This window comes from Sphingorhabdus sp. 109, assembly GCF_902506555.1.
In the GTDB taxonomy this organism is placed as follows: Bacteria; Pseudomonadota; Alphaproteobacteria; order Sphingomonadales; family Sphingomonadaceae; genus Parasphingorhabdus.
In genome coordinates this window covers 1,436,588-1,463,446 of sequence record NZ_LR732707.1, presented here as the reverse complement: position 1 = coordinate 1,463,446, position 26,859 = coordinate 1,436,588, and the positions used below count along the sequence as shown (strand labels likewise).

Here is a 26,859-nt window from a genome sequence, read left to right as displayed (position 1 = left end):
CTGAGCTTACTCGGCAACTTCTTCTTCAGCTACAGCTTCTTCAGCTTCGCCGGTAGCTTCTTCAACAGCTTCTGCAGCAGCACAGGTTGCTTCTTCAGCAGCACAGGTTGCTTCTTCAGCGGCACAGGTAGCTTCTTCAGCAGCGCATTCAGCAACAGCAGCAGCATCGTCAGCCTGTTCTGCACAAGCAGAAAGAGCAGGAACAGCGAGTGCCAGGCCGCCAGCAACAGCAAGCATTTTGCGGAAGTTTGTTTCGGTAGTCATTTATAATATCCCCTTTGGATGAACTAGACTTGCCCCTTTATCTGGAAAGATACGGGCATGGCAAGTCTATTTCGTAAATATTGCATTAATCCGCTATATTGGCAGTCCATTGTCCTGTTTCGGGATGCGAACGGGTGTAAATCGGTTGTTTCCGCTGGATAATTTGACGTTCCTAACGCTCGCTGCCGCGAATCTTTCCCCATTGCCTGGCGACAGTATAGCCGAGATAACCGGTGCCGAAGAGCGCATAGAGCGGCTCCGGTATGCCGGAAAGATAAGCATTCATGCCGGCTGCAATATCGCGCGCCGCATCGGGACGGAATGCCGCGAGCAGCCCCATAGGAATGGACCAGAGCAACAGCAGATACATGACATAGAGGAAGCTGGGTCGTGCGCGGCTGGTCCATGGATCGGATGACCGGGCCTCGGCCAATATTGCCGACATTTGTACGCGGACTTCCTCCAGTTCCTGGCTGCCTTCCAGTTTCAGCAGTTCCAGCTTGGCCCGGTCGCGGGCCTCCTTGTCGGGGATGATCCTGTCGATGATGTTCGATACCGGACCGATGAGGGAAGAGAGAATAGACATTGTACGGATTTCCTTTCGATATTTCAGAGGGATATTTCTGTTGCAATGGCGGCCGGGAGGGGCCGAACCTGACAAACTTTACACTGTTAAAGGCAAAGCTGTTTCCGCCAGGGTTCAGCCGATCCGGTTGGCCAGCCAGCCGTATAGAAAAGCCTCGTTGGCCGGACGGTTTTCCGCCAGCGTGATATAGCGGGCGCCTTGCAGGGCATCGATCGCCTTGCGCAGCACGGTTTCGCCCTGGCGCCCGCGCTTGCGGAGAAACGCGTCGAGCGCGGCCAGAGTCTTGGCGCCGATCACGCGGTCTACGGCCAGATCGTCAAAGTCGCTGCCGTTGCGATTGAGCGCATTCAGAGCGCGCTGCAGGAAAGCGGTGGCGGTCGCTATTCCCATGTTGATCCCGGTGTCGAACAGTTCGGCCGCGATCCGCGGCGCGCGCTGCGCGATCTTGTCAAAGCCGGGGCGGTGCCAATATTTGCGCTTGTAGATAGCCGCTGCCTGCGCCCGCGGGAAATGCCGCATGCTGCCGGCATAGCCATGCGCGCGCGCCACCGCTTCGGTCACCCCCCATCGCGTGGGACCGCCGCGGTCGGCAGGATGATCGGAATAGCCGCCTTCCAGACTGATGACCTCGTCAATCAGCCGGTCGATGTCGTGCATGTCGGACATGGGAAATCTCCTTTCGGTTCGAAAGACTGATATATAACCTATCTGGTTAGTTGTAGGAAAGCACGCATTGCGGCATTCCGTCGGCTCAGGAAAGCAAGTCTCTGTCAGGATGCTTTCTGGCGCGCTTGTTTCTGCTTCTACGCAATATTGCGTATCGCGCCGAATTTGTTCGTGGTTCACATTGGCTGCATGACCTGGAAAACAATCCGCCTCGAACTGGCCCGAACCGCTGACCATCCCGACGGGTCGTCAGCCCATGCATATGTCTTTCGCGTTCCTCTGGATGATCAGGGGTTTATCGAGCCGAAAGCGCTGGCAAAGGCCGAGAAGCGGCCTGTCGTGCGGCGTTTCTGGCCGGGCGAAGCCGACCAGAGCGGGGTTGTGATAGCCTCGTCCAAGGGATGGGTATTTTCCTACAAGGTCGGTGACGAGGATGACGAAGCCATTTTCCGGCTCAAGGATCATCCGCTGAAAGTCGGTGAATATCTGACGATCACGGAAACCGACGGCAGCGAACTGCCGTTTCGCGTTGTCAGCTGCCATGAATAGGCGGGCGACTGAGCTGAGGAGAGTTGAAATGCTGACAAAATTGAAACTGGCCGGACTGGCTTCCGCCGCGCTGCTATCGCTGGCTCTTGCCAGCAGTCCTGCCGCAGCAGAATGTATGGTGGACAGCGCGCCGCCGGCGGATCCGTTCGCACCATATCAGGAAACAGGCGCGATCATACACAAGGAAAGCGGCTTTCTGTTCCCGGCAAGCATCGCCGGCTTTCGCCGCCAATGTGCAATGACCACCGATTTTTCCGGGAATAATTTCGAGATCGCTTATCTGCGCGACATAGACGATCATGAGATCGCGATCAGGATCGCGATCATCCATCTGGAAGAGCTGACCGCGCAGGACCATTATCAGATCGTGAAGCCGGATCTGTTGTCGCAATATTCCAGCGCTGCAGTTCTGTCCGAGGGGGACTATTTCGTCTCCGGCCGCCCCGATATCGCAGCCTATCAGGGCATTTTCGACGGCGACAAGGACAGTGTGCCCTGGCATTTCAGCGTGACAGCGCTCGACTATGGCTATTGGGACGCGCGGTTGACGGCTTCCTATCCGCTGGAAATCGATAGCGCCGCGCAAGAGGCGATCATGGAACTGATCACCGCCTTCCAGTGGCAGACGCCTGCTGCCGAGACGGCGGCAGCCGCAGCGCCGTGACCCGTATTGCGGTGATTGACGGTCATCCCGATCCGGCCCCCGGCCGTTTCGGTCATGCCATTGTCTCCGCTTATGCCGATGCAGCCCGTGCCGCCGGTCACGATGTGCGGGTGATCCGGCTGGCCGGCCAGAATATTCCGATCCTCGAAAGCCGCAAGCAATGGCTCGAAGAGGATGTTCCCGAAGCCGTCCGGCCGGGGCAGGATGCGATCAAATGGGCCGAGCATATCGTCTTCTACTATCCGCTCTGGATGGGCGACATGCCGGCCTTGCTCAAGGCGTTTATCGAACAGGCCTTTCGCCCCAATTTCGCGCTCGATTACGGGGTTGAAGGCAGCAAGCAATTGCCGAAAAAACTGCTCCGCGGCCGTTCGGCGCGGCTGATTGTCAGCATGGGCATGCCGGCGCTTTTCTACCGCGCCTATTTCGCTGCGCACAGCGTCCGCAGTTTCGAACGGAACATTCTCAAGCTCACCGGGATCGCTCCGGTCACCACGTCGCTGATCGGAAATGTCGACAGCAGCGAGCGGCACCGGGCGCGCTGGCTCAAGCGGATTGCCACCCATGGCGCGGCCGGAAACTGAGCGGAAGCTTCTATCCGTATAAACCCGTATACAGGGTCCGGCGGGGTGCCGCTACGCTCCTTCCCAAGACATTCTACCAAAGCGAATGAACAGGAAACAGGAGACCGATTATGAAATCCGTGCTGCTATATATTGCCGATGATGCAGGGCTGGAGGCCCGGCTTCAGGCGGCACTTGATCTGACCCGTTCGCTCGGTGGCCATCTCCACTGTCTGCGCGCCAATCCCTACAGTTCACAGGTCGCCTTTGACGGCGTGACCGGCATGTCGGTGATGTATGATGTCAGCGAAATGACCCGCGAGCAGGACCGGAAGCTTCGCGCCGAGATCGAGAAGCGTCTGGCGGGAGAGGATGTGTCCTGGGATTATCGTGAGGAATATGTTGATCCGTCCCGCGGCCTGTCGAAAAATTCCGCGCTGGTCGATATCATCGTCCTGAGTTCGGCCGGAGGCAACAAGGAAAATGCGCTGCCGCTTGGCATATTGGGCGATGTTCTCCTCAACACGACAACGCCGGTCGTGGTGCAGCCGGACAATGTGCAGAAATTTGATGCCTGCGGTCCAGCGCTTGTCGCCTGGAACGGGAGTTTCGAAGCCGGGAACGCCCTGCGCGCCGCCGTGCCGTTGCTCAAAATGTCGAGCGATGTTCATATCCTGACCGTCGAGGAGGACAAGGATCACGATCTGCCACAGCTCGCGGCGTCGGAATATCTGGCCTATCATGGCATCAAATCCGAAATTCACAGCCCCCCGCCGGGCAGGGACTCTGTGGAAGCCACTTTACTGGCAGAAGCGCAAAAAAGAAATGCGGACTATCTGGTGATGGGGGCTTATGGCCATAGCCGCGCGCGCGAGTTTCTGTTCGGCGGAGTCACGCGCAGTCTTTTCAAGAACAGTCCCGTCCCGCTGGTTGTGTCACACTGAATGTGTTCTTCTCCCGCCACTGACAATTCAAATTTCCTTATGGCAATGCGCGCATCTTGTGTAGGGTCCGACCGCTCGCAATCGGCGACCGGACGGACAGGGGAAAGACAAAGCAAGTGCGCGAAACGATCGTTCAAGGCACGGACCGGGCATTCCATCCGGATATTGTCCTGTCCGCCTTCCCGCATTTCGTCATGATAGTCGATCGCAACCTGCAGCCTATCAATTGCAGCGCGGTCGGGCTGAAGATATTCGGTGTGTCCAGCCTTGCAGATCTGCCGGATGGTGCGCCTGCCGCCTGTGTGGCACCGGACCACCGCCCGCTGTTCGAAAGCCGGATGGATAGCGCGTTTGCTTCCAGCACCGTCGACCCGTTCGACGTGTCGCTGCAACTGCCGGACGGCCGGCGGATATATGCGGAATGCAATATCGCTGGTCTGTCCAGTCCGCAGGGCGAGATAGATGCCGTGATGGTCACATTCCAGGACGTGACAGCGCTGCGGAACACGAAAAGCAAGCTGGATCAGGCCAATTCGATCTTGCGATCGATCCTGACGACGATTCCCGACGCTATGGTGGTGATTGACGAGGCCGGAATGATCAGTTCGTTCAGTGCGACGGCTGAAAAAATGTTTGGCTATGAACAGCAAGAGATCATCGGGCAGAATGTCAAGCTGCTGATGCCCGAACCCTATCGGGCGGCGCATGACGGCTATATCGAACGCTATCTCGAAACCGAAGAGAAGCGGATAATCGGCATCGGCCGGACAGTCGTCGGATGCCGGAAAGACGGCACGACCTTCCCGCTGCAACTGGAAGTCGGCGAAGCGAAAATCGGCGACGAACGGTATTTTACCGGCTTCATCATCGATCTGACCGAAAAAACCCAGACCGAGGCGGAGTTGCAGTCGCTGCAGCAGGATCTGGCCCATGCCTCGCGGCTCAGCGCGGTAGGAACTCTCGCATCCTCTCTGGCGCATGAAATCAACCAGCCATTGACCGCGATAGCCAATTATCTGTCGGCCGCGCGCGACATGATGGATGGCGATCTGACCGAGAACCGGGAGTTTTTCCTCGAGGCGCTGCAGGAAAGCGTGTCCGAGAGCCTGCGCGCCGGTACGATCGTCCGGCGGCTGCGGGAATTTGTCTCGCGCGGGGAGATCAACCGGCGGATTTTGTCGATTTCCCAGGTGGTGGAAGATGCGACCGTATTGGGCATGATCGGCGCGCAGGAACGGGGCGTGAAATTCTCCATCGATATCGCGCCGGACACCAGTTATGTGTTTGCCGATCGCGTGCAGATTCAGCAGGTGATGGTCAATCTGATGCGCAACGGCATCGAGGCAATGACCGACAGCGCCGAGAAAAAACTGCATATCGGCGTTCGGTCCATCGACGACGCGCGGCTGGAAATTGCCGTATCGGATAGCGGGTCCGGCATTGACGAGGAACTGGGAGAACGGATTTTCGACCCCTTTGCCAGCACCAAGGGAACCGGTATGGGACTGGGGCTTTCGATCTGCCGGACAATCATCGAGGCGCATGGCGGAACCATTACTGTGGAACCCAATCCGGAAGGCGGAACGATCTTCCGGATCACATTGGAAAAAGCGGAACGGGAGCAGAATGATGAGCAGTGAGCGGCTGGTCTATATTGTCGATGATGATGATTCCGTCCGGCGGTCGGCGGCATTCATGTTGCGGCACGCCGGGTTCAAGGTCGAACCGGTCGAGTCCGGCGTTGCCTTTCTGAAAATGGCAAAAGGCGCACAGCGAGGCTGTGTTTTGCTGGATGTGCGCATGCCGGAAATGGACGGGCTGCAGGTGCAGCAGCAGATGATCAAGGACGGCATCGACATGCCGGTGGTGATTCTCACCGGCCATGGTGATATCGAAATTGCGGTTCAGGCGATGCGGGCCGGAGCGGTCAACTTTCTCGAAAAGCCCTATGAGAAAGAAGCTCTGATCGCCGCTATGGAAGAGGCGTTCGTGCGGCTGGCAGACAGAGATCTGAAGGAAATGGCGGCTTCCGAAGCGAATGTCAGGCTGGCCTGCCTGACCGGAAGGGAACGGGATGTGCTCAATGGCCTATTGGCCGGACTGCCCAACAAGACCATTGCCTATGATCTCGGCATCTCGCCGCGAACGGTTGAAATCTATCGCGCCAACATGATGGAAAAACTGCGGGTACGCAGTCTGGCCGAAGCCTTGCGGATCGGTTTTGCGGCCGAACGCATTGAGGATCACGATCCTCCGGTCGATAGCTGAGCTCAGCTTTTCGAATTTTTTTTGCGCGAAAGGCAGGCGTGGCAGGGCTGCGCGCAATCCTTGTCGCCATTGTCCCGGTTCACGGGAATGGAAATATCGCGCACGGTTCCATCGGCAGAACATAGTTTGAATGTCATTACCTCCGGATTGGCCGCCAGCGGCGTGGCGGCCATCGGCAAGGCGACGGCGATAATCGCATAGCGGCTCAATCGGGATATCCTGATGCGGCCTATCATGATGGCTCGTCTTCCTCGTCGATCAGCACCCGCTGCGCCGCGCCGTCCAGATCCTCGAACTGGTCGTTGCGCATCGCCCAGAAGAAAAAGCCCAGACCGCATAGCCCCATCAATAGAGCCACCGGAATCAGGATCGCCAGGCCGCTCATTTTGCTGAGCCGTTCAGACGCAGGGCGTTGCCGACGACGATCAGGGAGGACAAGGACATGGCGATGGCGGCGATCAGCGGCGTAACCATCCCGGTCAGCGCCAATGGCACGGCGATGATATTATAGCCGATAGCCAAAGCAAAATTCTGGTGGACGATCTGCATGGTCCGGCGCGCCACCGTTACCGACAGCGCTACCGGCATCAGCGAAGCGCTGGTGAAGACCGCATCGGCGGCCTGCTGGCCGACGTCGCTCGCCGAGCCCGGCGCAATCGAGACATGGGCCGCAGCGAGGGCAGGGCCGTCGTTAAGCCCGTCACCGACCATCAGCACCTTGTGGCCGCTGTCGGACAGCCGCGTAATCGCTTCGACCTTGTCCTGTGGCGAAACCCCGGCCTTAGCTGCTAGGCCCAGCGCATCTGCAACACGTGAAACGGAGCCGATATTGTCACCGGAAATTATCGAGGCGGGCAGTCCGAGGGCTTGCAGTCTCGCCAGCGCAGCCGCTGCGTCCGGCCGGATCTCATCCTTCAGATGGAGGATCACTGTGTCGCTACCCACGCTTAGCTGGCTGGACAGATGATCCGCGGATTTCTCTGGTTTCCCGAGCATTACCGGCTGGCCGTCCCAGCGCGCCTTCATGCCTTCACCCGGCACTTCCTCTACATCGTCCAGCCTGGCCGGAATGATGTTTTCCGCCTGCAAGGCCGTGCGTATTGCTTTGCTGATCGGGTGATGGCTGGCCTGGGCGAGAGCGAGGGCAATTTGCTTCTGGTTGAGGCTCAGATCATCGAGATTGACCGGCACCGGATGACCCAGTGTCAACGTGCCGGTCTTGTCGAACAGTGCATAATCGGCTTCTGCCAGACGCTCCAGCGCGCTCCCGTCCTTCACCATCACGCCCTTGCGCAGTAGAGCACCCGAGGCGACGACTTGCGCTGCCGGTACCGCGAGCCCTAGCGCACAGGGGCAGGTGATGATCAGCACGGCGACCGCAATGAGCAGCGACTGGTGCCAGCCGGCGCCGACAATCATCCAATAGGCAAAGGCGAGCAGCGCGAGGCTGTGGACCGCAGGCGCATAATAGCGCGCGGCGCGGTCGGCAATGCGCACATAGAAGGAGCGGTGTTGACCGGCTTCATCCATCAATCGGGCAATGTCCGACAGGCTGGTGTCCTCGCCGGTGGCCGTGACCCGTACGACCACGGGTGAAGACAGATTCAATGTGCCAGCCAGCACCAGGTCACCTTCGCCTTTCGGCTGCGCTTCGCTCTCGCCGGTCATCAGCGAGCAGTCAAAGCTGCTGCTTCCTTTCTCGATCACCCCGTCGGCGGCAAGATTGCTACCGGCTGCGACCATCATCCGCATGCCCGGACGCAGGTCTCTGGTGGCCACCCATTGGGTCGACCCGTCATCTATCAGCACCATCGCGCCCGGGGCCGTCTGTTTCAGCAACGCGCCGATACCTTTGCGCGCGCGATCGCGCATCATGCCGTCCAGCACCCGCCCGGCGAGCAGGAAGAACAGCAGCATGACCGCGCCGTCGAAATAGGCGTGGGCACCGCCGGTAGCGGTCTCGTACAGGCTCAGGCCAGTGGCCAGCAAAATGCCGATCGAGATTGGCACATCCATATTGGTCCGGCCGTAGCGCAGTGCCATTGCTGCCGATGCAAAAAACGGGCGGCCCGAATACGCGATCACCGGAACGGCAATCAGGGCGGACAGCCAGTGGAACAGATCACGGGTCACGCCGGTCGCGCCGGACCAGACGCTGACCGACAGCAGCATGATATTCATCATACCGAAACCGGCGACAGCGAGCGCGCGGATCAGTTTGTCGGTGCTGCCCTTCTCCTCGGAGAGGGGATTGTCGGCGAGAATCTGGGCTTCGAACCCGAGCGCCTCGATTTTCTGCTTCAGCTGGTCTTCAGCCAGCTCGGGCAGATGCGAAATGGCGACTTGCTTGGTCGAAAAATTGACCCGTGACGAGAGGATGCCCGGTTCGCCGTTCAGACCGTTCTCGATCTTCGCTATGCACCCGGCGCAGCGGATCGCCGGTACAGCGAAGCGCGAAATGACCGCTTGCGTCTGGGCGTCGCCGAGGGGCGTGATCGCGTTCATCGGATATCCCGCACCACACGCATATCGTTGTCACCCCGTGAGATGATGATCTTCATTTTCCAGCGACCCTCCGGAATCGGCTGGACGCTGCGATAATCTCCGGCTGCGCTCTGGAAAAAGTCGATTTCAAAAGGATCGGTACGGCCGACAGGATGCTCCGCAAGGGCGGTAATTGTAGCGCCCTGCAGGGGTGTGCCATCGACGCTGCTGACGGTGAGGCTGGCCCTGTCTTCCTGCCGGACGGCCGGGGATACGGTCCAGCCGTGCGCTTGCTGCTTTCTGGCCTGCTCCAGCCAGTCGTTATATTTCTGGCTGGCGACATAGCTGTTATCGACGATCGTGCCGCTGAACGTCGAAAGGGCTGACCGCGCCATGAACAGGTTCACGCCCACCACCACCGCAAAAAAGGCGACGATCATCGCGGTGGCGTGATAGCCGGTAAATTTTTTCGTCACGCTTTCTTGCCCGCTCATTCGCCTGTCTCCGGTCGTTCGAAAAATACTTCGTCAACATCGTTCGCTTCGGCATCATCCGCGGCGGTCACGGTCAGGGCAAAGTCTTCCCGCACCGGACCTTCGCCTGGCGCCGCAACATAGAGGCGCAGCCGCGCGACGCTGTCGGCGGGAACCTTGGTGACCAGGGTCTTGCCCGCACCGTCGCGGGATCCGGCGTTTGACCACATCACCGCGCCCTTGAGCTCGGTCATGCCGATGACCATGTCGCGCGGACGGTTCTCCATATTGCGCAGATTGATCGTATAGCTGTTGCGGACATGGCCGTCGGCCAGCTGGACATAGACCGGGTTGCGGTCGTGATTGGCGCTGATATCGATGCGCGTCCGGTTGCCGACCGCGAACAGCATCGCCAGTCCGATCGCGCCCCAGATCGAGAAATAGAGGAGCGTGCGCGGCCGGAACAAGGTCTTGAGCACCGGATTATGGGCCTTGCCGGCTTTTTCCAGTTCGGCGTCTTCCAGCGTCGCATAGTCGATCAGGCCGCGCGGGCGGTTGACCTTCTCCATCACGGAATCGCAGGCGTCGATGCACAAGGCGCAGGTGATGCAGCCGATTTGCGGCCCCTCGCGAATGTCGATACCGGTCGGGCAGACCGCGACGCACTGGTTGCAGTCAATGCAGTCGCCAAAGCTGCCCGGCTGGGCCTCTGCCTTTTTCACGCTGCCGCGTGGTTCGCCGCGCCATTCCTTATAGGTGACGGTCAGCGATTTTTCGTCCATCATCGCGGTCTGAATGCGCGGCCAGGGGCACATGTAGATGCACACCTGCTCGCGCATGAAGCCACCGAAGATGAAGGTGGTGAGGGTGAGCACGCCGACCGTGGCATAAGCGACAAAGGCGGCCTCACCGGTCCAGAAGTCGACGGCCAGCGTGGGCGCATCGGCAAAATACATGATCCAGGCACCACCGGTCCAGAAGGCGATGAACAGCCAGACCGACCATTTTGCCAGGCGCTTGCCGATTTTCTTTGGCCCCCAGGGCGCGTCCTGCAGCTTGAACTGGGCGTTGCGATCGCCGTCGATGGCGCGCTCGACATGCTGAAACAGGTCGGTCCAGACGGTTTGCGGGCAGGAATAGCCGCACCAGGCGCGGCCGACGGCCGAGGTGACCAGGAACAGCCCGATGCCCGCCATCACCAGCATGCCGGCGACATAATAAAATTCATGCGGCCAGATCTCGATGCCGAACATATAGAAGCGCCGGTTGGCCAGATCGACCAGCACCGCCTGATCGGGAGCATAGGGCCCGCGGTCCCAGCGGATCCACGGCGTGATATAATAGATGGCGAGGGTGATCGCCATGATCACCCATTTCAGCCGCCGAAATTTGCCGTTTACCGCCTTGGGAAAGACGCTCTTGCGCGATTCATAGAGTTTCAGCTCGGGATCGAGAACTTCGTCAGGACTGCTCATCACCGTCACTTTCGACCGGTGTTGTCGCCGTTGCCTCTAGCGCCGGCAGCTTTTCACCGCCACCAAGCGAGTAGACATAGGCCGCCAGCATACGGATCGTCGCGCTATCCAGTCGCTGTCCCCAGCGCGGCATCACGCCGTAACGGCTGTTGGTGATCGTGTTGGTCAGCGACGCGCGGTCGAGACCATAGAGACTGATCGCATCGGTCAGATTGGGCGCGCCTTGCGTGCGGTCGCCGGTCCCATCGGAGCCGTGGCAGATCGCGCAATTCGCTTCGAACAGCATCGCTCCGCGGGTGGCCGCAGCGCTCTGCTTCTCCCGGCCCGCGAGGACGCGGACATGGGACACCAGATCCTGGATTTCGGTCGGCTGCAATATCCCGTCGCGTCCGAAGGCCGGCATTTGCGAGAAGCGCGTCTGTTCGTGGTCCGGGTTACGAATGCCGTGGATCAGCGTGTATTCTATGGCTTCCAGATCGCCGCCCCACAGCCAGTCGTCGTCGTTCAGATTGGGATAGCCCGCCGAACCGGCAGCACCGGAACCGTGACACTGGACGCAGTGGACCTTGAATGCCGACCGGCCGCCTTCGACGGCCTGTTGCATCAGTTCCGGACTACCGTGCAGCTTGCGGATATCGGTCGATACCAGCGCCTGCCGGATCGGCTCGAGTTCCCGTTCGCGAGCCGAAACGGCCTGTGCATATTCGCCGCGGCTGCTCCAGCCGAGCAGGCCTTCGCTGGCCGAATGTATCATCGGGATTGCGGGGTAGAGGATGACATAGCCAATCGCCCATATGATTGTGGCGTACAGGGTCCACAGCCACCAGCGCGGCATCGGTGTGTCGAGTTCCTCGATACCATCCCATTCGTGTCCGACGGTTTCGGTGCCGGTTGGTTTGTCGACGCGTTTGTTCTCAGACATCTGTTTTGTCCTCGTCAAAAATCATATGGGCGGCTTCTTCGTGGTTGCGGCCGGCTCCCGGGCGGAAAGTCCATCCCACCAGCGTCAGAAACACCAGGGTCATGAACAGCAGGCCCCAGCTGTCGGCGAAATGACGCAGCGCTTCATAGTTCATCGGGCCTGCTCCTGTGCTTCGCCCGCCTCGAAATCGACCAATGTGCCGATCATCTGCAGATAGGCCACCAGTGCGTCCATTTCCGTCAGCTTGTCGGGGTTGCCGTCAAAGTCGCGGATCTGCACCTTGGGATAGCGCTTTTCGAACTCTGCCGAACTTGCCATCGGGTCGGCCTGGGTCAGCAGATCTTCATTGGCCTTCTCGATTGCCTCTTCGCTATAGGGAACGCCGACCCGGGTCAGGGCGCGCAGATGGGCGCTCATGTCACCGGGTTCCAGCTCTTTCTCGGCGAGAAAGGCATAAGGCGGCATGATCGATTCCGGCACCACGGCGCGCGGGTCTTTCAGATGCTGGACATGCCATTCGTCCGAATAGCGGCCGCCCACCCGGGCCAGATCCGGTCCGGTGCGTTTGGATCCCCACTGGAACGGATGGTCATACATCGATTCTGCTGCCAGCGAATAATGGCCATAGCGTTCGACCTCGTCCCGGAACGGCCGGATCATTTGGCTGTGACAGGTATAGCAGCCTTCGCGGACGTAGATATTGCGGCCCGCCTGCTCGAGCGGCGTATAGGGGCGCACACCTTCAACTTCCTCGACCGTATTGTCGATCCAGAACAGCGGCGCGATCTCGACAATGCCGCCGATCATCACCGTTACCAGCGCCAGAACCGCCAGCAGCGTGATGTTGCGCTCGATCTTTTTGTGCTTTTGCGTGAGTGTGGTCATGTTTCTGTCTCCCTCACTCTGCCGGTGCCGCGACCAGCGGCTTGTCGGCGGCTTCGTCATAAGGCGTTTGGGTCATGGGCTTTTCGTCCCGGACCCGGCCGGCAAGAGTCATCCAGACGTTGTAGACCATGACAACAGCGCCAGCGAGATAGAGCAGGCCGCCGGTTGCGCGGATCATATACATCGGGAACATCGCCGAGACGACTTCGCTGAAGGCGTAGACGAGATAGCCGTCATCGCCATATTCGCGCCACATCAGACCCTGCATGATGCCGGCAACCCACATCGAGGCGGCGTAGAGAACGATGCCGATGGTCGCGAGCCAGAAATGCCAGTTCACCATGCGCAGGCTGTACAGGCGCGGATGGCCCCAGAGGCGCGGCACCATGTAATAGAGCGCGGCAAAGGTGATCATGCCGTTCCAGCCGAGCGCACCGCTGTGCACATGGCCGATGGTCCAGTCGGTATAGTGCGACAGGCTGTTGACGGCCTTGATCGACATCATCGGGCCCTCGAAGGTGCTCATGCCATAAAAGGCGAGGGCAAGGACCATCATCCGGATGATCGGATCGGTGCGGATCTTGTCCCAGGCGCCGTTCAGCGTCATCAGGCCGTTGATCATGCCGCCCCAGCTCGGCATCCACAGGACGATCGAGAAAACCATGCCCAGCGTCTGCGCCCAGTCGGGCAGCGCGGTATAGTGGAGATGGTGCGGACCAGCCCAGATATAGAGGAAGATCAGCGACCAGAAGTGGATGATCGACAGACGGTAGCTGTAGACCGGTCGTTCCGCCTGTTTCGGCACGAAATAATACATCATGCCGAGGAAGCCCGCGGTCAGGAAAAATCCGACCGCATTATGGCCGTACCACCATTGGGTGAGCGCATCCTGGACACCGGAGAAAGCGCTATAGCTTTTCGCGCCGAGCAGGCTGACCGGTATGGTCAGGCCATTGACCACGTGCAGCATGGCGACGGTCAGGATGAAGCTGAGGAAAAACCAGTTGGCGACATAAATATGTGGCTCGGACCGTTTGACGATGGTGCCGATATAGACAACCGCATAGCTGACCCAGACGATGGTCAGCCAGAGATCGACATACCATTCCGGCTCGGCATATTCCCGCGACTGGGTGACGCCCATCAGATAGCCGGTGGCGGCCAGCACGATGAACAGCTGGTAGCCCCAGAAAACGAAACGGGCGAGGCGGGGGAAGGCCAGCCTCGCCCTGCAGGTGCGCTGGACGACGTAAAAGCTCGTCGCAATCAGCGCATTGCCTCCGAAAGCGAAAATAACGGCAGAGGTGTGGAGCGGACGCAGGCGTCCGAAGGTGGTATACTCCAGCCCCAGATTGAGCACGGGAAAGGCCAGTTGCAGGGCGATATACAGACCGACGGCAAAGCCGGCCATGCCCCAGAACAGGGTAGCAATAACGCCCCAGCGGACCGGATCATCATCATATTTCCCGGGATCAGCGGGCGCCCTTAATATCCCGCGCCCGATGGCGGCATAATCAGCTTTGCTGATCGTCACCCATAGCGCGATCAGGCAGGCGGTCATGATAATGCCCATATGTACGGCGAAGCCGCCATCGGCGGCCATTACCATGGCAATGAATGATAAAAATACGAGCGCCAGCCATCCGCCGGCTTTCCCTAGTAAACTGTCCATAACGTCCTTCCCCGTTGTGTGGGAATGGCGCTACCAGCCAGTCGTGTCCGGCAATATAGGTAGAGTTACGTAGGCCGGAAAACTTTCCCGGCCAGGCGCCTAGCCGCGCATGAGATTGGCCCAGACGGGCAGATGATCGGAGGCTTTGCGCGCCGCCGGACTGTCATGCACGCCGGCGCCGGTGCAATCGAAACTGCCGGAATGCATGATCCGGTCGAGCGTGGCAATCGGGCTGCGTGAATGAAAGCTGCGCCCGCAATCGACCATATCGAACGCCTTGCCGAAATCCTTCAGGCAACCGCCGGCTGCGCTCCATTCGTTGAGATCCCCCATCAGCACCACCGGCACCTCGCGTTCCTTTTCCTGTGCGAGCTTGATGATGGCTGCGGCTTGCCGCCGGCGCCACAGTCCGGACAGATCGAGATGCATGCCGAAAACCGCGAGCTGCTGGCCCGCCAGTTCACAATGCGCCATGATCGCTCCGCGCGGTTCGAGACAGGGGATGTGCATGATATCATGCGCAATCACTTCGGCGGAATTGCGGACAAGTATCGCATTGCCGTGCCAGCCCATCGAATCGGTCTGCACGTCGAGCGGAATCGCGCGATAGTCGCTGTGCATTTCCAGCAACTTCTCCGGTATCGCGGCGGCGCGTGCTCCAAAGCGGCGATCCGCCTCCTGTAGCGCGATGATATCGGCGTCTATCTCGTTCAGGACATCGATGATACGGCCCGGATTGCGCCGGCGGTCCGTACCGATGCCCTTGTGAATATTATAGCTTGCGACCTTCAGCATGAGGCGTGTGATGCCGTTTCAGAAAGGATTGATGCTATAGCCCTGCTGTTGCAGCAAGGCATGGGCGGTCATCGCGGACAGGGACATTTTTACGCCCGGCAGCAGGTCGGCAATGCTGATGCCATGGGCGGCCGCGCTCTGGCCGCAGAGATAAAATTCTACACCATGTTGCTGCAACCGGGCGATGGCGGCGGCGCTGGCATTGGTTCTGCCATCCTTGTGCGCCCCGAAAAATTCCTGGCTGGTGAGATCGAAGGACGCACCGCCATGGACGACGATGGCAAGACGGATATTTTCCTGCGGAACGCCGGCGGCGACATGCATGTTGATGAAGCGGGCGGCGCTTTCAATCGTGCGGTTGATCTTGTCCGGTTCGGCCGCCGCTGACACGTCAAAGGCTATGGCAAAACGGGTTTCGGCGGACACGGGCTCGCTCTGCTGGACCGGTGCGGTCGGCCCGAATGTCTCGAATACCGGTCCGGTCTTGAAATTCTCCATCTGTGCGGCGGCGGGATAGCCCATCGTCAATAGAGGCAGCAGGATCGTCAGTCGTTTCTTGTACATTGTCATTCCCTTGAAAATTTCCTTTCGCACCGATCTCGCGCCGCTGTCAGAAACCGATCGCCTGACTGTCTTTCCGCATCTCCGTCGCACCGGTATAGACACCGCTTTCCGGATCCCGGCTGATCGCCTGATAGCCACCAAACATGATTCCGTCGTCAACGGTTTTGACGATATGACCCATGGCTTGGAGCCGTTCGACGGTTTCTGCCGAAATGCCCGGTTCGACATGGACTATACCCAGAAGATCGGCGTCGGTTCCCGCCAGATCGTCGGTGGGCTGGCGGCCGCCATCATGGTTGAGCCGCGCCGCGTCGCCCGCTTCCTGCAGGTTCATGCCATAGTCGACCATGTTGATCATCACCTGGACATGGCCCTGCGGCTGCATGCCGCCGCCCATCAGGCCAAAAGACATGAAGGGTTTTCCATCCTTCTTCATGAAGGCCGGGATGATCGTCTGGAACGGCCGCTTGCCGGGCGCGTAGGCATTGGCATGACCGGCATCGAGCGAATAGAGCTCGCCGCGGTCCTGAAACATGAAGCCGAGCCCGTCGGCAACGAGACCGCTGCCCATGCCGCGATAATTGGACTGGATCAGCGAGACCATCATGCCGTCCTTGTCGGCAACGGTGAGATAGGTCGTGTCGCCTTCGCCTTCCAGCTTGGGCTCGCCCGGGCCGAATTCTGCCGTGGCTTTTGCCGGGTCGATCAGCGCAAAGCGCTCCTTGCCATAATCATCCGACAGCAGCCATTCCAGCGGGGCAGGGGAGGCCTCCGGATCGGCGTAGAAGCGCGCGACATCTTCAAAGGCCAGCCGTTTGGCTTCGGTAATATAATGCAGCACCTCGGCGCTGCCACGCGGCCATTGGGCGAGATCGACATTTTTCAGGATATTCGCCATCTGCAGCGCCGCGAAGCCCTGCGAATTGGGCGGCAGTTCGCACAGTTCATAGCCTTTGCGATAGGAAACGCAGCCGGGTTCGACCCACAGGCTGCTGTGCGCGGCAAAATCCTCGTAGCGGAGATTGCCGCCAATCCGCTTGAAATAGCTGTCGATGGTCTTGGCAATGTCGCCCTTGTAGAAGGCATCACGCCCTCCGGCGGCGATTTTGCTCAACGTATTGCCGAGATCGGGGTTTTTGAAAATCTCGCCGGCCTTGGGTGCGCCTTGTTTGAAATAGGTGGCCCGCGCATTGTCGAAATCACCGATCATATCGAGGCTTTGTTCAAACCGCTCCAGGTTGCGTTCGAGATAATGACCGATCACCGGCGCGACCGGATGGCCCTCGTTGGCATAGGATATGGTCGGCGCAAGGATATCGGCCATGCTCAGCTTGCCGAACTTGCCGTGCATTTCGAACCAGGCGTCGACGGTGCCGGGAACGGTGACCGGCATCGGGCCGAATGGCGGTATGGTCTTGCGGCCTTTGAGCTGCTTGATAAACTGTTTGTAGCTGGTCCCCATGGAGCTTTTGCCGGAGCCGTTCAGGCCATAGAGTTTCTGCGTCTCCGGATCCCAGATGATCGCGAACAGATCACCGCCAATGCCGTTGCCAGTCGGCTCCATCAGGCCCAGCGCCGCATTGGCCGCAATCGCCGCATCGACCGCGGAGCCGCCTTTCTTGAGAATGTCGATGGCGATCTGGCTGGCCAGCGGATGGGCCGTCGCCGCCATACCATGCTGGGCATGGACCGGGCTGCGTGACCAGATCGCTCCAACCGGCCGCCCGCCCGCGCCGATCTCCAGTGCAGGCTTCTCCGGAGCCGCTGGTTCCTGCGCGGCGGCTGGACAGAATGTGAAGGCTGCCAGGGTCATGGCGGAGAGAATCAGGTGGCGCATAATTTCATCCATCTCACTGAAAGATTTCCGCTATCATTGGCGGGTTGTCATGCCCGCCACTCTAGACACTATGCCTATAGCATCAAGCCGGAACTGTGGTGAAATCACCAGTCGCGCCAAGCGAACGCTCCGGGGGCGTTCAATTCCTGTAGAAGCCACGTGATTTTCCGGTTTGCAATCGCGCGACATTAACCTCATAACGCTATCGAGGGGTGGCAAGATCGGGGGATTATATGTCATTGAAAGTGATTGGTGCCGGACCGGGTAGAACGGCGACCTTCTCGATGAAATTTGCGCTAGAGCATATTGGTTACGGTCCCTGCTACCATATGGTTGAAGTGTTCCGGAACGCCCGGCGCACTATCCCGCTGTGGCAGAATGTGGTCGACGGCAAGCCGGACTGGGACAGCATTTTTGCCGGGTATAGCTCTGTTACCGATAATCCGGCCTGTGTCTATTGGCGCGAGCTGGCCGCATTCTATCCGGAAGCGAAGGTCGTGCTGACCGTGCGGGATGCTGATGCCTGGGTTGAGTCCTGCAACGAGACGATCAATTCCCAGCGCATGCTCGCTTCTCTTGAGGGCAGCGACCTGCTGCAGATGCTGCAAGGCACCTATTTGCGGCAATTTGGCGAGCATATGAATGATCCCGCATGGATGGCTGACTGGTACCGCTCGTATAACGAGGAGGTGATCAATAATATCCCGTCCGACCGTTTGCTCGTATTCCATCCGAAGGACGGATGGGAACCCTTGTGCGATTTCCTGGGCGTGCCCGTTCCGCCGGAACCCTTTCCGCGGGTCAACAGCCGCGACGAACTTGGCGGCGCATCGGATGAACAGGGGGGCTTGCCCGCTGATCCCGAGCAGCTGGAGATCTTCGCCGGAGGGTATATCGACGAGCTTCGCCGGAAGGCGTTTGCGTGAGTGTCGTCGCGGCCAGCGAACCAGTCGACTGTTTCTGACCGGTCGTTGCGGGCCCCGTGTTGCCCGCACCATCGCCACGAAATCGGCAATATGGCCGAACCAGATCATCACAACGCTTGACTTAATCGCGGAACCACCTATGTTGCATCGCAGCAAGGGCGGCAATATCGATTGACCGTCTGGCGGAAGTTCTGCGTGAGAGGTGGCAAGATCATCTCGAACCTATCGCCTTCATTGCTTCTTTCTTTCCGGCAGCCTGATCACGCGGGTCGTCTTAACAGACGGCGAACACGCGTATAGCTTCCATGCTGTGCGCTGGACACTTGCTGCTATTACAAGGTATATACTATTGACCAAATTTTCTGATTTCGCACTGGCGGAACCTATTCAAAAACGCGTGGCCGAAGGCGGCTACACCACTCCGTCCCCGATCCAGCAGCAAGCCATTCCCCCGGCGCTGGAAGGCAAGGACATTCTTGGAATCGCGCAGACCGGAACCGGCAAGACCGCCGCGTTCTCGCTGCCGTCGATCCATCATTTGCTGAACAACAAGAAACGTGCCGGCCGCTTTGAATGCCGGATGCTGGTGCTCGCGCCGACCCGGGAACTGGCCCGCCAGATTGCCGACAGTATGATCGGCTATTCCAAGGGTCTGGGCCTTTACGTGACCTCGGCTTTTGGCGGCGTGCCGATCAACCGGCAGAAACGCGTGCTCGAACGCGGCGTCGACGTATTGGTGGCAACGCCCGGCCGTCTGCTTGACCTGGTCGACCAGCGCTATCTGAATCTCAGCAAGGTCGAAATTCTGGTACTCGACGAAGCCGACCAGATGCTGGACCTCGGCTTCATCGTACCGCTGAAGAAGATTGTGCCGTTGCTGCCCAAACAGCGCCAGAGCCTGTTCTTTTCGGCGACCATGCCGAAGACGATCTCGCAACTGGCCGACCAGTTTCTGACCAACCCTGTACAGGTGTCTGTTGCGCCGCAGTCGACGACCGCCGAGCGGGTCGACCAGAAGGTCACCTATATCAATCAGGACGACAAACAGCGTTTGCTGAAGGATTTCATCAACAAGGAGAATCCCGACCATATGCTGGTCTTCACCCAGACCAAACATGGCGCCGACAAGGTTGTGAAGAATCTGATGGCGGTCGGGATCCATTCTGCCGCGATCCACGGCAACAAGAGCCAGCCTCAGCGCGAGCGCGCCCTGGGTGACTTCAAAAAGGGCAAAATCAACATTCTTGTTGCCACCGATATTGCCGCGCGCGGTATTGATGTCGACGGTGTTTCCCATGTGATCAACTTCGATATGCCCAATGTGTCGGAACAATATGTTCACCGTATTGGCCGGACGGCGCGGGCAGGGGCGAGCGGCATTTCCTATTCGCTGGTCGCACCCGACGAGCGCCAGTTCCTGCGCGATGTGGTCAAGCTGACCGGTGTGAAGCCGGAGGTGATCGCTCTGCCGGAAGGCTATGACGAACCGCCACGCGAAGAAGTCGCGCCGCGGATATACGGTCAGAAGCCCAAGAAATATGGCGCAAAACCGACGCGCAGCGGACCACCGAAAAACAAGCATAGCTCCCGCAAGGGACGTCCGGGTGTCGGCGGTTCAGGTCGTGGTGGCCCGGGTTCGGCTGCGAAGAGCGACGGACCGAAGCACTGGAACAATGGTGCAAAGTCGTTCAAACGCCGTCAGGCGCGCAAGGCCGACGCCTAGGCTAATCCGAGATCAGCGCCTTGCTTTGTGCAAGCGCGCTGATTTCCTGATCATCCATATCCAGCCAATCCCGAAGCGCGGCGACATTATGTTCGCCGCGCTTTGCGGTTCTGGCATTGCTGTCTATGCCGCTTTTCGATTTCGAGAAACGATAGGGGGACTGGATGGTGCGGCGTGGATTTCCGACATCATCGGTCACATCGACGACCACACCATTCGCTCTCACGCTGGGCTGGTCGTAGATTGCAGGCCCAAAGGGATGGACTTCGCCCCAGGCGAGATTGAGCCGGTCGAGCGTGGCGGTGAGCGCCGCAAAGCTCTCATGCCCCAGGATATGCTGCTCCATGGTCTCGCGCCTTAACCGAACCTTGGTTTCAATATCCGCTCCCTCCGGGGTCGGGTCGGCAAGGCCACCGCGGGTCGAGAACATCACCCACATCCATTTCATATCGCCGGTGATCAGTATCTTCCGGTTTTCGGGTGCATCCCAGACGCTATTTTCTTCCGGTTTCGGCCATGCGTCCTCTAGTGCCCAGTAGGCATAATCGTCGACGGAATGGAGCACGTTGATCATCGCCAGATCGATATGCTGTCCTTCGCCTGTCTTGTCCCTGACGCGCAAGGCGGCAAGAATGGCCACGATACCGTGGAGCGAGCTATAGCTGTCTGCAACCGCAAGCTGGATATCGGTAGCTTGCCCGCCGCTCATTTCCTGCTGTCGCGCAATCAATCCGGTTTCGGCATGCAGCACGGGCGCATAGGCCGCCTTGTTCCGGTCCGGTCCGGTTTGGCCATAGCCCGAAATGGACAGCATGATCAGCCCGGGATTGACCTTCGAGAGGTCCTCCCAACCAATCCCGAATTTGTCCATCACGCCCGGGCGGAAATTTTCGGCAACGATATCGGCCTCGGCGGCCAGCTTGAGAATCAGCGCGCGCGCACCATCGGCTTTGAGGTCGATACAGATATTCCGTTTGCCGATATTCTGTTGCAGATAATAGCCGCTGGCTCCTTCTACGGGATTTCCGAGCTTGCGCGTGACATCGCCTTCCGGCGGCTCGATCTTGAGCACTTCTGCGCCAAGATCCGACAGCATGCGTGTGGCATAAGGTCCCGCAACCACGCGCGTAAAATCAAGGACTTTCAGCCCCGCTAACGGAAAATCTGCCATATTTGCCTGACGTTATAGCTTCATCTGCTGTTTCATTGTCTTTTCTGTACCCGCGCCATAAGGGGGAAGGAAACCAGCAATTTTGGCAATATTGATCTTCGGCTGGCGGAAGACGGCTTTCGCATGGCTGAATTCCTTGAAGCCGTCCGGACCGGTGTAGGCACCCATGCCGGAAGGTCCGATACCGCCGAAGGGCAGATCATGCTGGGCAACGTGGAAAACCACGTCATTGACGGTGACACCGCCGGAAATGGTCCGGTCCAGCACCTTGCGCTTGTCGCTTTCGGTGTCACCGAAATAATAAAGACCGAGCGGCCGGTCATGGTCGTTCACATAGTCGATCACTTCATCGAGATTGCGATAGGTCTTGACCGGCAGCACCGGACCGAAAATTTCTTCCTGCATCACGCGCATGTCGTCATTGACATTCTGCAGCACGGTTAGCGGCATCTTGTTGCTGTTGGTATTGGAGAAATCCTCGTCACCGGGATTGATGACGGTCTGCTTCGCGCCTTTTTTGACGGCATCGTCGATCAGCCCCTGCAGACGTTCCTTGTGCCGGCCGTTGATTACCGATGTATAGTCGTCATTGCCGATCAGGGTCGGATATTGTTCCGCGACATTGGAGGCAATGCCTTCGACAATCGCTTCTTCCTTATCCTGCGGCACCAACAGATAGTCGGGTGCCAGACAAATCTGTCCGGCATTCATCATCTTGCCCATGGCGATCCGCTGGGTTGATTTCTCGATATCGGCGTCCGGTCCGATGATGGTCGGCGACTTGCCACCCAGTTCCAGTGTCACCGGTGTCAGATTCTGTGCCGCGGCTGCCATCACATGTTTGGCGATCCCCCCACCGCCGGTAAAGATCAGGTGATCCCAGGGGATTTCGGAGAAGGCCTTGCCGGTATCCGGCCCGCCGGTGATTACGGTCATCTCCTCCGGCGCGAAATATTCGGCCACCAGCTTCTTTACCAGTTCGCCGGTTTCCGGCGTAAATTCGGAAAATTTTATCATGACCCGGTTGCCTGCACCAAAGGCGCCGATCGCTGGATCAAAGGCGAGATTGATCGGGAAGTTCCACGGAGAAATCACGCCGACCACGCCCTTGGGCTGATATTCGACCTGGCCGCTGGCTCCGAGCAAACCGAGCGGGAAATCCATTTTCCGCTTCTCGGGGCGCATCCATTTTTTCAGATTTTTCTTGTGATCCTTGGCATGGCCGACGATCGACATCAGGTCGGTCATCACGGTCTGGACGCTGCTGCGATGGCCGAAGTCGTTCGACACCGCCTGGCAAAGCGCATCCTGATTTTCGATGATCATCTTGGCAGTACGGTTGATCCGGTCCATCCGGGTCTCAAAGCTGACAGGCAGTTCGGCGTGAAACGCATCGCGTTGCGCCTGAAAAAGCTTCATGATTTCGTCTTTGCTGACTTCGCCGGCTGCTGCTTCCAATGCTTCCATATCTGCTCTCCAAAGGGCAGGGCTTCAACGCCCCGTCCCGTTCCATTTCAATTGGCCACTTAAACTATGTTTTTGGCGGCTTGTCGAGAGCGAAGCGTTTATTTTGCCAGTGCCTCGATGGCTGCGGCAGTGGCGACAAGCTGCCTGGCCTGCTTGAGGTGGAGCAATTCGGTCATTTTGCCGTCGACAACAATCACGCCCTTACCGGCATTGACCGGATCCCTGAACGCGGCGATGATTGCCTCGGCTTCGGCAAGGGCCTCTGCTTGCGGGGCAAAGATGCGGTTGGCGGTTTCTATCTGCACCGGATGGATTAGCGATTTGCCGTCAAATCCCAGTCTCCGGGCTTCCAGACATTCTGCTTCGAGACCGTCCGGATCGTTGAAATCATTATAGACGCTGTCGATCACTTCGATACCATAGGCGCGGGCAGCAATGACGGTCTGGGTCATGACCGAAGCAAAATTGGCGCGGTCGTGATCGGCATGCATCTCTTTGGCCAGATCATTGAAGCCCATGACAAAGCCGGTCAGCCGTTTCTGTGTCCCGAGCGCGGCAATTTGTGGCAGGTTGAGAATGGCGAGCGGCATTTCGATCATCGCCCAGAGTTTGCTGTTCCGCGCGGCGTCATATTCATCCATCAGATCGCTGATGGTCACGATATCTTCGGCAGACAGGATTTTTGGCACCAGCACCGCGTCGGCCCCGCTGCGGCAGGCTTTCTTGAGGTCCTGCGCAAACCAGGGGGTGTCGGTGGCGTTGATCCGCACGACCAGTTCCCGGTTGCCATAGGCACCGGACTGCAGGGCCGCGCAGGCTTGTTCGCGCGCGTCGTCCTTGGCATCCGGCGCAACGGCATCCTCGAGATCGAAGATAATCGTGTCGGCGGCGAGGCTTTTTGCCTTCTCCAGCGCCCGGCTGTTGGAAGCAGGCATGTAGAGGCAGGAACGGCGGGGGCGATAATTGGTCTGGGTCATGCTCCTTCCGTATCATCTCACCTGCCAGACGCAAAGCCAGTTATTCCGGAGATATATACGCTTTGTTAACCATAGGCTTTTAGGACATTTTTAACCGAATAATCCGGCGTGCGAAAACGGCCGAAAACCAGAGGAACCGGCGTCTTATGAAGCTGATTATCCAGATCCCCTGCTTTAACGAAGCGGAAAGCCTGCCCGAGACCCTGGTGGCGCTGCCGCGACAGATTGACGGTATCGACACAATCGAAATCCTGATCATCGATGATGGTAGCACCGATAATACCAGTGATGTCGCAACCCGCTTCGGGGTGCATCATATTGTGCGGCACCGGACCAATCGCGGTCTTGCCGCCGCATTCCAGTCCGGTATCAACCGGGCGCTGGCCGAAGGCGCCGATATCATCGTCAACACCGACGCCGACAACCAATATGAAGGCCGGGACATCGGCAAGCTGGTTGCGCCGGTTCTGGCCGGTGATGCCGATATTGTTGTCGGCGACCGCGGTGTCCGGAACAATGCGCATTTCGGTCCGTTCAAACGGCTGCTGCAGAGGTTCGGCAGCGCGACGGTCAAGAGACTATCCAACACCCATATTACCGATGCGGTCAGCGGATTTCGTGCGATCAGCCGGGCTGCGGCGCAGAAAATCAATATCACATCCAGCTTTTCCTATACCACGGAAATGCTGATCCAGGCCGGTCGGAAACGGATGGCAATCGTCTCCGTTCCGATCCGCACCAATGGCGCGGTCCGCCCGTCACGTCTGTTCAAGTCGGTGCCGCAATTCATCACCAATACCGGCGCGACCATGATCCGCTCCTATGCGATGTATAATCCGCTAAAGGTTTTTGTGCTGGCTGGAGCTGTCTCCGCGCTGATCGGGGTGACGCCGATTATCCGCTTCCTCTATTTCTATGCAATCGGAGAGGGCGGCGGACATATCCAGTCGCTGGTGATCGGCGGCTCGCTCATCGTTCTGGGCGTTGTCGCAATCATGTTCGGCGCCGTCGCTGATCTGGTCGGCCGCAACCGTCAGCTGCTGGAGCAGACGCTGGAGAGACTGCATAAGCTGGAGGACAAGCTGGACGGCAAGACCGGCTTCATTAAGCCCGTCAAGACAGATATTGAGAAAGATATGCTGGCCGAGCAAAAGCGGGCCTGACATGGCTTCGATGCTCTTGGATATTCCCTATTGGCGCACGCGGTCCCAGCCGATACGAGACTGGTTGCAACGCCATCGCAAGCCACTCACTCTGGTGGCGGGTGTCATTTTCTTTGCCGGTATCATCTGGTCGCTCCGTGACTTGCGGCTCGGATTGGATGATATCGCATGGGGACCGCTGGCGCTGCTGGCCTTCGTTCTTGTGCCCTTTTCGCTTCTGTACGGCGGGACCGGGTTGCAGCTTCTTGCCAAGGTCGCTGGATTGAAAATGACCGCATCCTTTGCTTTTCGCCGGTCCGCTCTGGCTCAGCTCGCCGAGATATTGCCGATACCCGGCGGTGCGATAGTGCGTGCCGGAGCCCTGATGTCTGTTGGCGCGAAGGTCGGGGAGGGGGCTGTTCTGGTCCTCGCGGCGGCGTTTCTCTGGATTGCCATCGCGGCTTCGGGTGCCGGAATTGCCATTTATGCCAATGGTGAGAACTGGGGGTGGGCGATTATATTGTCCGGTACCATGGTCACCGCGACCATTCTGATCTGGATCGGCAATCGGGCTGGCTGGATCGGGGCATTGCAAATTCTGGCCCATCGGCTCTTTGGAATCGCGCTTACCGCGCTGCGGGTCGTTTGTGCTTTTGCGGTCATCGGAACAATTCTACCCTTTGAAAGCGGCCTGCTCTTCGCCTTCGCGACGATCGCCGGGTCTGCCGCCGCCATCGCACCGGCCGGGCTTGGCATCAGCGAGATTTTTTCAGCGGCTCTGGCCCCGGTCGTTTCGATTCCTCCTGCGACGGCATTTCTGGCCGTTGCCATGAACCGCATGGTCGGGTTGTCCGTCACCGCCTTGTTCGTACTGCTCACCGGCGGCGGCAAGCCCGAGCCAGGAGGCGAAGCCGTTGAGTAAAGATCTTGTTTTCATCGCTTCAGGCGGACGGACCGGCACCCAGTTCCTCGGCGATCTTCTGGCGACGATCATCGAGGATTGCTGGTCGGAACATGAAGCCGACATGTTCGCCGGATTTAACGCCAAATCCTGGCAACGGATCCAGGATTTCGGACTATGGCATATGGTCATTGGCCGGGCACTCGGCCAGACCGGGCTACGTGTGGCCGGCACGAAGTTCCTCACCGGTGAGGCTGATATCAGCAAACTGGCGGAAAAACTCCGTCGCCAGCGATCGTCTTATCATGCCCGGATCGACGAGAATCTGGTCATAGAAAGTTACTGGCGCTGGTGGATGTTCTCCGGTGAAATGGCACAAATCTGGCCAGGAGCAAAGACGATCGGGATCATTCGGGACCCGAAAAGCTGGATCAGTTCCTGGCTGGCACATGACAAGTCCCATTCGGGGACGCCCTGGACATATTATTTCCCTCCGGGGCCGATTACACCGGCCAGAATAGGGGATGCGGAATGGACGAAACGCTGGAACAGCCTCAGCCCGGTTGGCCGTTTGGCATGGGAATGGCGTGAAATTTACCGGCGTATCGACGCGGCGGCGCAGTCTGCCGATAATACGATGATATTCCGTTTTGAAGATCTGTTTGATCGGGAAACGGGTGCGATGGAACGACTGGTGACATTCGCGTCCTCGCACGGCGGCAGACAATATCATACCGGCAATGTGGACGATATCATGCCATCGGTCCGCAATGCGAGCAGCAACCGGAAGGATGCGTGGAAAAGCTGGTCCAACCAGGACAAGGCTATCGTTGACGAGCTTTGCGGCCCGTGGATGGATAAATATGGCTATGCACAGATGGCCATCGCTTCACCGGTCAGGGAATCTTCCCTTGCTCTGTGATATTTGCCAGCCCAGCCTG

29 protein-coding genes are annotated in these 26,859 nt (G+C 58.8%); 11 read left to right on the top strand and 18 right to left on the bottom strand.

The genetic code is table 11. The features are described from left to right. Positions 1–6 precede the first annotated feature (6 nt). The 3 genes from BOSE62_RS06935 to BOSE62_RS06925 all read right to left on the bottom strand — a co-directional run bounded on the left by BOSE62_RS06935 (position 7) and on the right by BOSE62_RS06925 (position 1,516). Positions 7–264, bottom strand: coding sequence for a hypothetical protein (locus tag BOSE62_RS06935; RefSeq protein ID WP_159643616.1), 258 nt, complete (start codon positions 262–264; stop codon positions 7–9). Between the two features lie 172 nt (positions 265–436). Further along, the gene (locus BOSE62_RS06930) at positions 437–850 is read right to left on the bottom strand and encodes a holin family protein (protein ID WP_159643614.1); all 414 of its coding nucleotides are present in this window, start codon (positions 848–850) and stop codon (positions 437–439) included. A gap of 114 nt (positions 851–964) precedes the next feature. Then, positions 965–1,516, bottom strand: a complete 552-nt coding sequence (locus BOSE62_RS06925) for a glycoside hydrolase family 108 protein (protein WP_201295639.1) — start codon at positions 1,514–1,516, stop codon at positions 965–967. Between the two features lie 189 nt (positions 1,517–1,705). On the opposite strand from BOSE62_RS06925, the gene BOSE62_RS06920 reads away from it, so the two are divergent. The 6 genes from BOSE62_RS06920 (at position 1,706) to BOSE62_RS06895 (ending at position 6,504) form a co-directional block, all read left to right on the top strand. Continuing rightward, the gene (locus tag BOSE62_RS06920; protein ID WP_159643612.1) at positions 1,706–2,065 is read left to right on the top strand and encodes a hypothetical protein; all 360 of its coding nucleotides are present in this window, start codon (positions 1,706–1,708) and stop codon (positions 2,063–2,065) included. Between the two features lie 28 nt (positions 2,066–2,093). Further along, entirely contained in the window at positions 2,094–2,729 is a 636-nt protein-coding gene (locus tag BOSE62_RS06915) for a hypothetical protein (RefSeq protein WP_159643610.1), read from the top strand. Further along, positions 2,726–3,313: an NAD(P)H-dependent oxidoreductase gene (locus tag BOSE62_RS06910; RefSeq protein ID WP_159643608.1), complete on the top strand. Its 588-nt coding sequence runs from the start codon at positions 2,726–2,728 to the stop codon at positions 3,311–3,313. The genes BOSE62_RS06915 and BOSE62_RS06910 overlap by 4 nt, the downstream gene beginning before the upstream one ends. 110 nt (positions 3,314–3,423) lie before the next feature. Next, entirely contained in the window at positions 3,424–4,236 is an 813-nt protein-coding gene (locus BOSE62_RS06905) for a universal stress protein (RefSeq protein ID WP_159643606.1), read from the top strand. Between the two features lie 116 nt (positions 4,237–4,352). Next, positions 4,353–5,876, top strand: a complete 1,524-nt coding sequence (locus tag BOSE62_RS06900; RefSeq protein WP_159643604.1) for a PAS domain S-box protein — start codon at positions 4,353–4,355, stop codon at positions 5,874–5,876. Beyond that, positions 5,866–6,504 (top strand): response regulator transcription factor, encoded by a 639-nt coding sequence (locus BOSE62_RS06895; protein WP_159647934.1) that lies wholly within the window; start codon positions 5,866–5,868, stop codon positions 6,502–6,504. The genes BOSE62_RS06900 and BOSE62_RS06895 overlap by 11 nt, the downstream gene beginning before the upstream one ends. Positions 6,505–6,506: 2 nt before the next feature. Here BOSE62_RS06895 and BOSE62_RS06890 read toward each other — a convergent pair whose 3' ends face one another. The 12 genes from BOSE62_RS06890 to ggt all read right to left on the bottom strand — a co-directional run bounded on the left by BOSE62_RS06890 (position 6,507) and on the right by ggt (position 17,611). Continuing rightward, positions 6,507–6,713 (bottom strand): hypothetical protein, encoded by a 207-nt coding sequence (locus BOSE62_RS06890; RefSeq protein WP_159643601.1) that lies wholly within the window; start codon positions 6,711–6,713, stop codon positions 6,507–6,509. Positions 6,714–6,736: 23 nt separating this feature from the next. Next, positions 6,737–6,889, bottom strand: a complete 153-nt coding sequence (ccoS, locus tag BOSE62_RS06885; protein WP_159643599.1) for a cbb3-type cytochrome oxidase assembly protein CcoS — start codon at positions 6,887–6,889, stop codon at positions 6,737–6,739. Further along, positions 6,886–9,009 (bottom strand): heavy metal translocating P-type ATPase, encoded by a 2,124-nt coding sequence (locus BOSE62_RS06880; protein WP_159643596.1) that lies wholly within the window; start codon positions 9,007–9,009, stop codon positions 6,886–6,888. The genes ccoS and BOSE62_RS06880 overlap by 4 nt, the downstream gene beginning before the upstream one ends. After that, positions 9,006–9,482: a FixH family protein gene (locus BOSE62_RS06875; protein WP_159643594.1), complete on the bottom strand. Its 477-nt coding sequence runs from the start codon at positions 9,480–9,482 to the stop codon at positions 9,006–9,008. Before BOSE62_RS06875 ends, BOSE62_RS06880 begins: the two co-directional genes overlap by 4 nt. After that, entirely contained in the window at positions 9,479–10,936 is a 1,458-nt protein-coding gene (ccoG, locus tag BOSE62_RS06870; protein ID WP_159643592.1) for a cytochrome c oxidase accessory protein CcoG, read from the bottom strand. Before ccoG ends, BOSE62_RS06875 begins: the two co-directional genes overlap by 4 nt. After that, entirely contained in the window at positions 10,923–11,858 is a 936-nt protein-coding gene (ccoP, locus tag BOSE62_RS06865; protein WP_159643590.1) for a cytochrome-c oxidase, cbb3-type subunit III, read from the bottom strand. The genes ccoG and ccoP overlap by 14 nt, the downstream gene beginning before the upstream one ends. After that, a complete protein-coding gene (locus tag BOSE62_RS06860; protein WP_159643588.1) occupies positions 11,851–12,012 on the bottom strand; it encodes a cbb3-type cytochrome c oxidase subunit 3 in 162 nt (53 codons plus the stop codon). Before BOSE62_RS06860 ends, ccoP begins: the two co-directional genes overlap by 8 nt. Then, positions 12,009–12,743 (bottom strand): cytochrome-c oxidase, cbb3-type subunit II, encoded by a 735-nt coding sequence (ccoO, locus tag BOSE62_RS06855; protein ID WP_159643586.1) that lies wholly within the window; start codon positions 12,741–12,743, stop codon positions 12,009–12,011. The genes BOSE62_RS06860 and ccoO overlap by 4 nt, the downstream gene beginning before the upstream one ends. A 13-nt stretch (positions 12,744–12,756) precedes the next feature. Continuing rightward, positions 12,757–14,415: a cytochrome-c oxidase, cbb3-type subunit I gene (gene ccoN, locus BOSE62_RS06850; RefSeq protein WP_159643584.1), complete on the bottom strand. Its 1,659-nt coding sequence runs from the start codon at positions 14,413–14,415 to the stop codon at positions 12,757–12,759. A gap of 99 nt (positions 14,416–14,514) precedes the next feature. Next, positions 14,515–15,210, bottom strand: coding sequence for an endonuclease/exonuclease/phosphatase family protein (locus tag BOSE62_RS06845; RefSeq protein ID WP_159643582.1), 696 nt, complete (start codon positions 15,208–15,210; stop codon positions 14,515–14,517). Between the two features lie 18 nt (positions 15,211–15,228). Beyond that, complete coding sequence (locus BOSE62_RS06840; protein ID WP_159643580.1) at positions 15,229–15,774, bottom strand: DsrE family protein; 546 nt, start codon at positions 15,772–15,774, stop codon at positions 15,229–15,231. 46 nt (positions 15,775–15,820) lie between these two features. Continuing rightward, positions 15,821–17,611, bottom strand: a complete 1,791-nt coding sequence (ggt, locus tag BOSE62_RS06835) for a gamma-glutamyltransferase (protein ID WP_159643578.1) — start codon at positions 17,609–17,611, stop codon at positions 15,821–15,823. 233 nt (positions 17,612–17,844) lie between these two features. On the opposite strand from ggt, the gene BOSE62_RS06830 reads away from it, so the two are divergent. Continuing rightward, positions 17,845–18,537 carry a sulfotransferase family protein gene (locus BOSE62_RS06830; RefSeq protein WP_159643576.1) on the top strand — a complete coding sequence of 231 codons (693 nt, stop codon included), beginning with the start codon at positions 17,845–17,847 and terminating at the stop codon, positions 18,535–18,537. A gap of 349 nt (positions 18,538–18,886) precedes the next feature. Then, positions 18,887–20,260 (top strand): DEAD/DEAH box helicase, encoded by a 1,374-nt coding sequence (locus tag BOSE62_RS06825; protein ID WP_159643560.1) that lies wholly within the window; start codon positions 18,887–18,889, stop codon positions 20,258–20,260. Position 20,261: 1 nt separating this feature from the next. On the opposite strand, the gene BOSE62_RS06820 is transcribed toward BOSE62_RS06825, so the two are convergent. The 3 genes from BOSE62_RS06820 to BOSE62_RS06810 form a co-directional block, all read right to left on the bottom strand. Next, complete coding sequence (locus BOSE62_RS06820; RefSeq protein ID WP_159643558.1) at positions 20,262–21,431, bottom strand: CaiB/BaiF CoA transferase family protein; 1,170 nt, start codon at positions 21,429–21,431, stop codon at positions 20,262–20,264. Positions 21,432–21,443: 12 nt separating this feature from the next. After that, the gene (locus tag BOSE62_RS06815; RefSeq protein ID WP_159643556.1) at positions 21,444–22,898 is read right to left on the bottom strand and encodes a coniferyl aldehyde dehydrogenase; all 1,455 of its coding nucleotides are present in this window, start codon (positions 22,896–22,898) and stop codon (positions 21,444–21,446) included. A gap of 98 nt (positions 22,899–22,996) precedes the next feature. Next, on the bottom strand, positions 22,997–23,875 hold the full coding sequence (locus BOSE62_RS06810; protein WP_159643554.1) for an HpcH/HpaI aldolase/citrate lyase family protein: 879 nt from the start codon (positions 23,873–23,875) through the stop codon (positions 22,997–22,999). A gap of 146 nt (positions 23,876–24,021) precedes the next feature. On the opposite strand from BOSE62_RS06810, the gene BOSE62_RS06805 reads away from it, so the two are divergent. The 3 genes from BOSE62_RS06805 to BOSE62_RS06795 are packed head-to-tail and all read left to right on the top strand — an operon-like array spanning position 24,022 to position 26,840. Then, entirely contained in the window at positions 24,022–25,038 is a 1,017-nt protein-coding gene (locus tag BOSE62_RS06805) for a glycosyltransferase family 2 protein (RefSeq protein ID WP_159643552.1), read from the top strand. Between the two features lies 1 nt (position 25,039). Next, positions 25,040–25,939, top strand: coding sequence for a hypothetical protein (locus BOSE62_RS06800; protein WP_159643550.1), 900 nt, complete (start codon positions 25,040–25,042; stop codon positions 25,937–25,939). Further along, positions 25,932–26,840, top strand: a complete 909-nt coding sequence (locus BOSE62_RS06795) for a sulfotransferase domain-containing protein (protein WP_159643548.1) — start codon at positions 25,932–25,934, stop codon at positions 26,838–26,840. The genes BOSE62_RS06800 and BOSE62_RS06795 overlap by 8 nt, the downstream gene beginning before the upstream one ends. Positions 26,841–26,859: the final 19 nt, after the last annotated feature.

Excerpts from the sequence above, each read along its gene's own strand:
- BOSE62_RS06935 (WP_159643616.1), bottom strand. The coding sequence starts at position 264 with ATGACTACCGAAACAAACTTCCGCAAAATGCTTGCTGTTGCTGGCGGC.
- BOSE62_RS06930 (WP_159643614.1), bottom strand. The coding sequence starts at position 850 with ATGTCTATTCTCTCTTCCCTCATCGGTCCGGTATCGAACATCATCGAC.
- BOSE62_RS06925 (WP_201295639.1), bottom strand. The coding sequence starts at position 1,516 with ATGTCCGACATGCACGACATCGACCGGCTGATTGACGAGGTCATCAGT.
- BOSE62_RS06920 (WP_159643612.1), top strand. The coding sequence starts at position 1,706 with ATGACCTGGAAAACAATCCGCCTCGAACTGGCCCGAACCGCTGACCAT.
- BOSE62_RS06915 (WP_159643610.1), top strand. The coding sequence starts at position 2,094 with ATGCTGACAAAATTGAAACTGGCCGGACTGGCTTCCGCCGCGCTGCTA.
- BOSE62_RS06905 (WP_159643606.1), top strand. The coding sequence starts at position 3,424 with ATGAAATCCGTGCTGCTATATATTGCCGATGATGCAGGGCTGGAGGCC.
- BOSE62_RS06895 (WP_159647934.1), top strand. The coding sequence starts at position 5,866 with ATGAGCAGTGAGCGGCTGGTCTATATTGTCGATGATGATGATTCCGTC.
- ccoS (WP_159643599.1), bottom strand. The coding sequence starts at position 6,889 with ATGAGCGGCCTGGCGATCCTGATTCCGGTGGCTCTATTGATGGGGCTA.
- BOSE62_RS06880 (WP_159643596.1), bottom strand. The coding sequence starts at position 9,009 with ATGAACGCGATCACGCCCCTCGGCGACGCCCAGACGCAAGCGGTCATT.
- BOSE62_RS06875 (WP_159643594.1), bottom strand. The coding sequence starts at position 9,482 with ATGAGCGGGCAAGAAAGCGTGACGAAAAAATTTACCGGCTATCACGCC.
- ccoG (WP_159643592.1), bottom strand. The coding sequence starts at position 10,936 with ATGAGCAGTCCTGACGAAGTTCTCGATCCCGAGCTGAAACTCTATGAA.
- ccoP (WP_159643590.1), bottom strand. The coding sequence starts at position 11,858 with ATGTCTGAGAACAAACGCGTCGACAAACCAACCGGCACCGAAACCGTC.
- BOSE62_RS06860 (WP_159643588.1), bottom strand. The coding sequence starts at position 12,012 with ATGAACTATGAAGCGCTGCGTCATTTCGCCGACAGCTGGGGCCTGCTG.
- ccoO (WP_159643586.1), bottom strand. The coding sequence starts at position 12,743 with ATGACCACACTCACGCAAAAGCACAAAAAGATCGAGCGCAACATCACG.
- ccoN (WP_159643584.1), bottom strand. The coding sequence starts at position 14,415 with ATGGACAGTTTACTAGGGAAAGCCGGCGGATGGCTGGCGCTCGTATTT.
- BOSE62_RS06845 (WP_159643582.1), bottom strand. The coding sequence starts at position 15,210 with ATGCTGAAGGTCGCAAGCTATAATATTCACAAGGGCATCGGTACGGAC.
- BOSE62_RS06840 (WP_159643580.1), bottom strand. The coding sequence starts at position 15,774 with ATGTACAAGAAACGACTGACGATCCTGCTGCCTCTATTGACGATGGGC.
- ggt (WP_159643578.1), bottom strand. The coding sequence starts at position 17,611 with ATGCGCCACCTGATTCTCTCCGCCATGACCCTGGCAGCCTTCACATTC.
- BOSE62_RS06830 (WP_159643576.1), top strand. The coding sequence starts at position 17,845 with ATGTCATTGAAAGTGATTGGTGCCGGACCGGGTAGAACGGCGACCTTC.
- BOSE62_RS06820 (WP_159643558.1), bottom strand. The coding sequence starts at position 21,431 with ATGGCAGATTTTCCGTTAGCGGGGCTGAAAGTCCTTGATTTTACGCGC.
- BOSE62_RS06815 (WP_159643556.1), bottom strand. The coding sequence starts at position 22,898 with ATGGAAGCATTGGAAGCAGCAGCCGGCGAAGTCAGCAAAGACGAAATC.
- BOSE62_RS06810 (WP_159643554.1), bottom strand. The coding sequence starts at position 23,875 with ATGACCCAGACCAATTATCGCCCCCGCCGTTCCTGCCTCTACATGCCT.
- BOSE62_RS06805 (WP_159643552.1), top strand. The coding sequence starts at position 24,022 with ATGAAGCTGATTATCCAGATCCCCTGCTTTAACGAAGCGGAAAGCCTG.
- BOSE62_RS06800 (WP_159643550.1), top strand. The coding sequence starts at position 25,040 with ATGGCTTCGATGCTCTTGGATATTCCCTATTGGCGCACGCGGTCCCAG.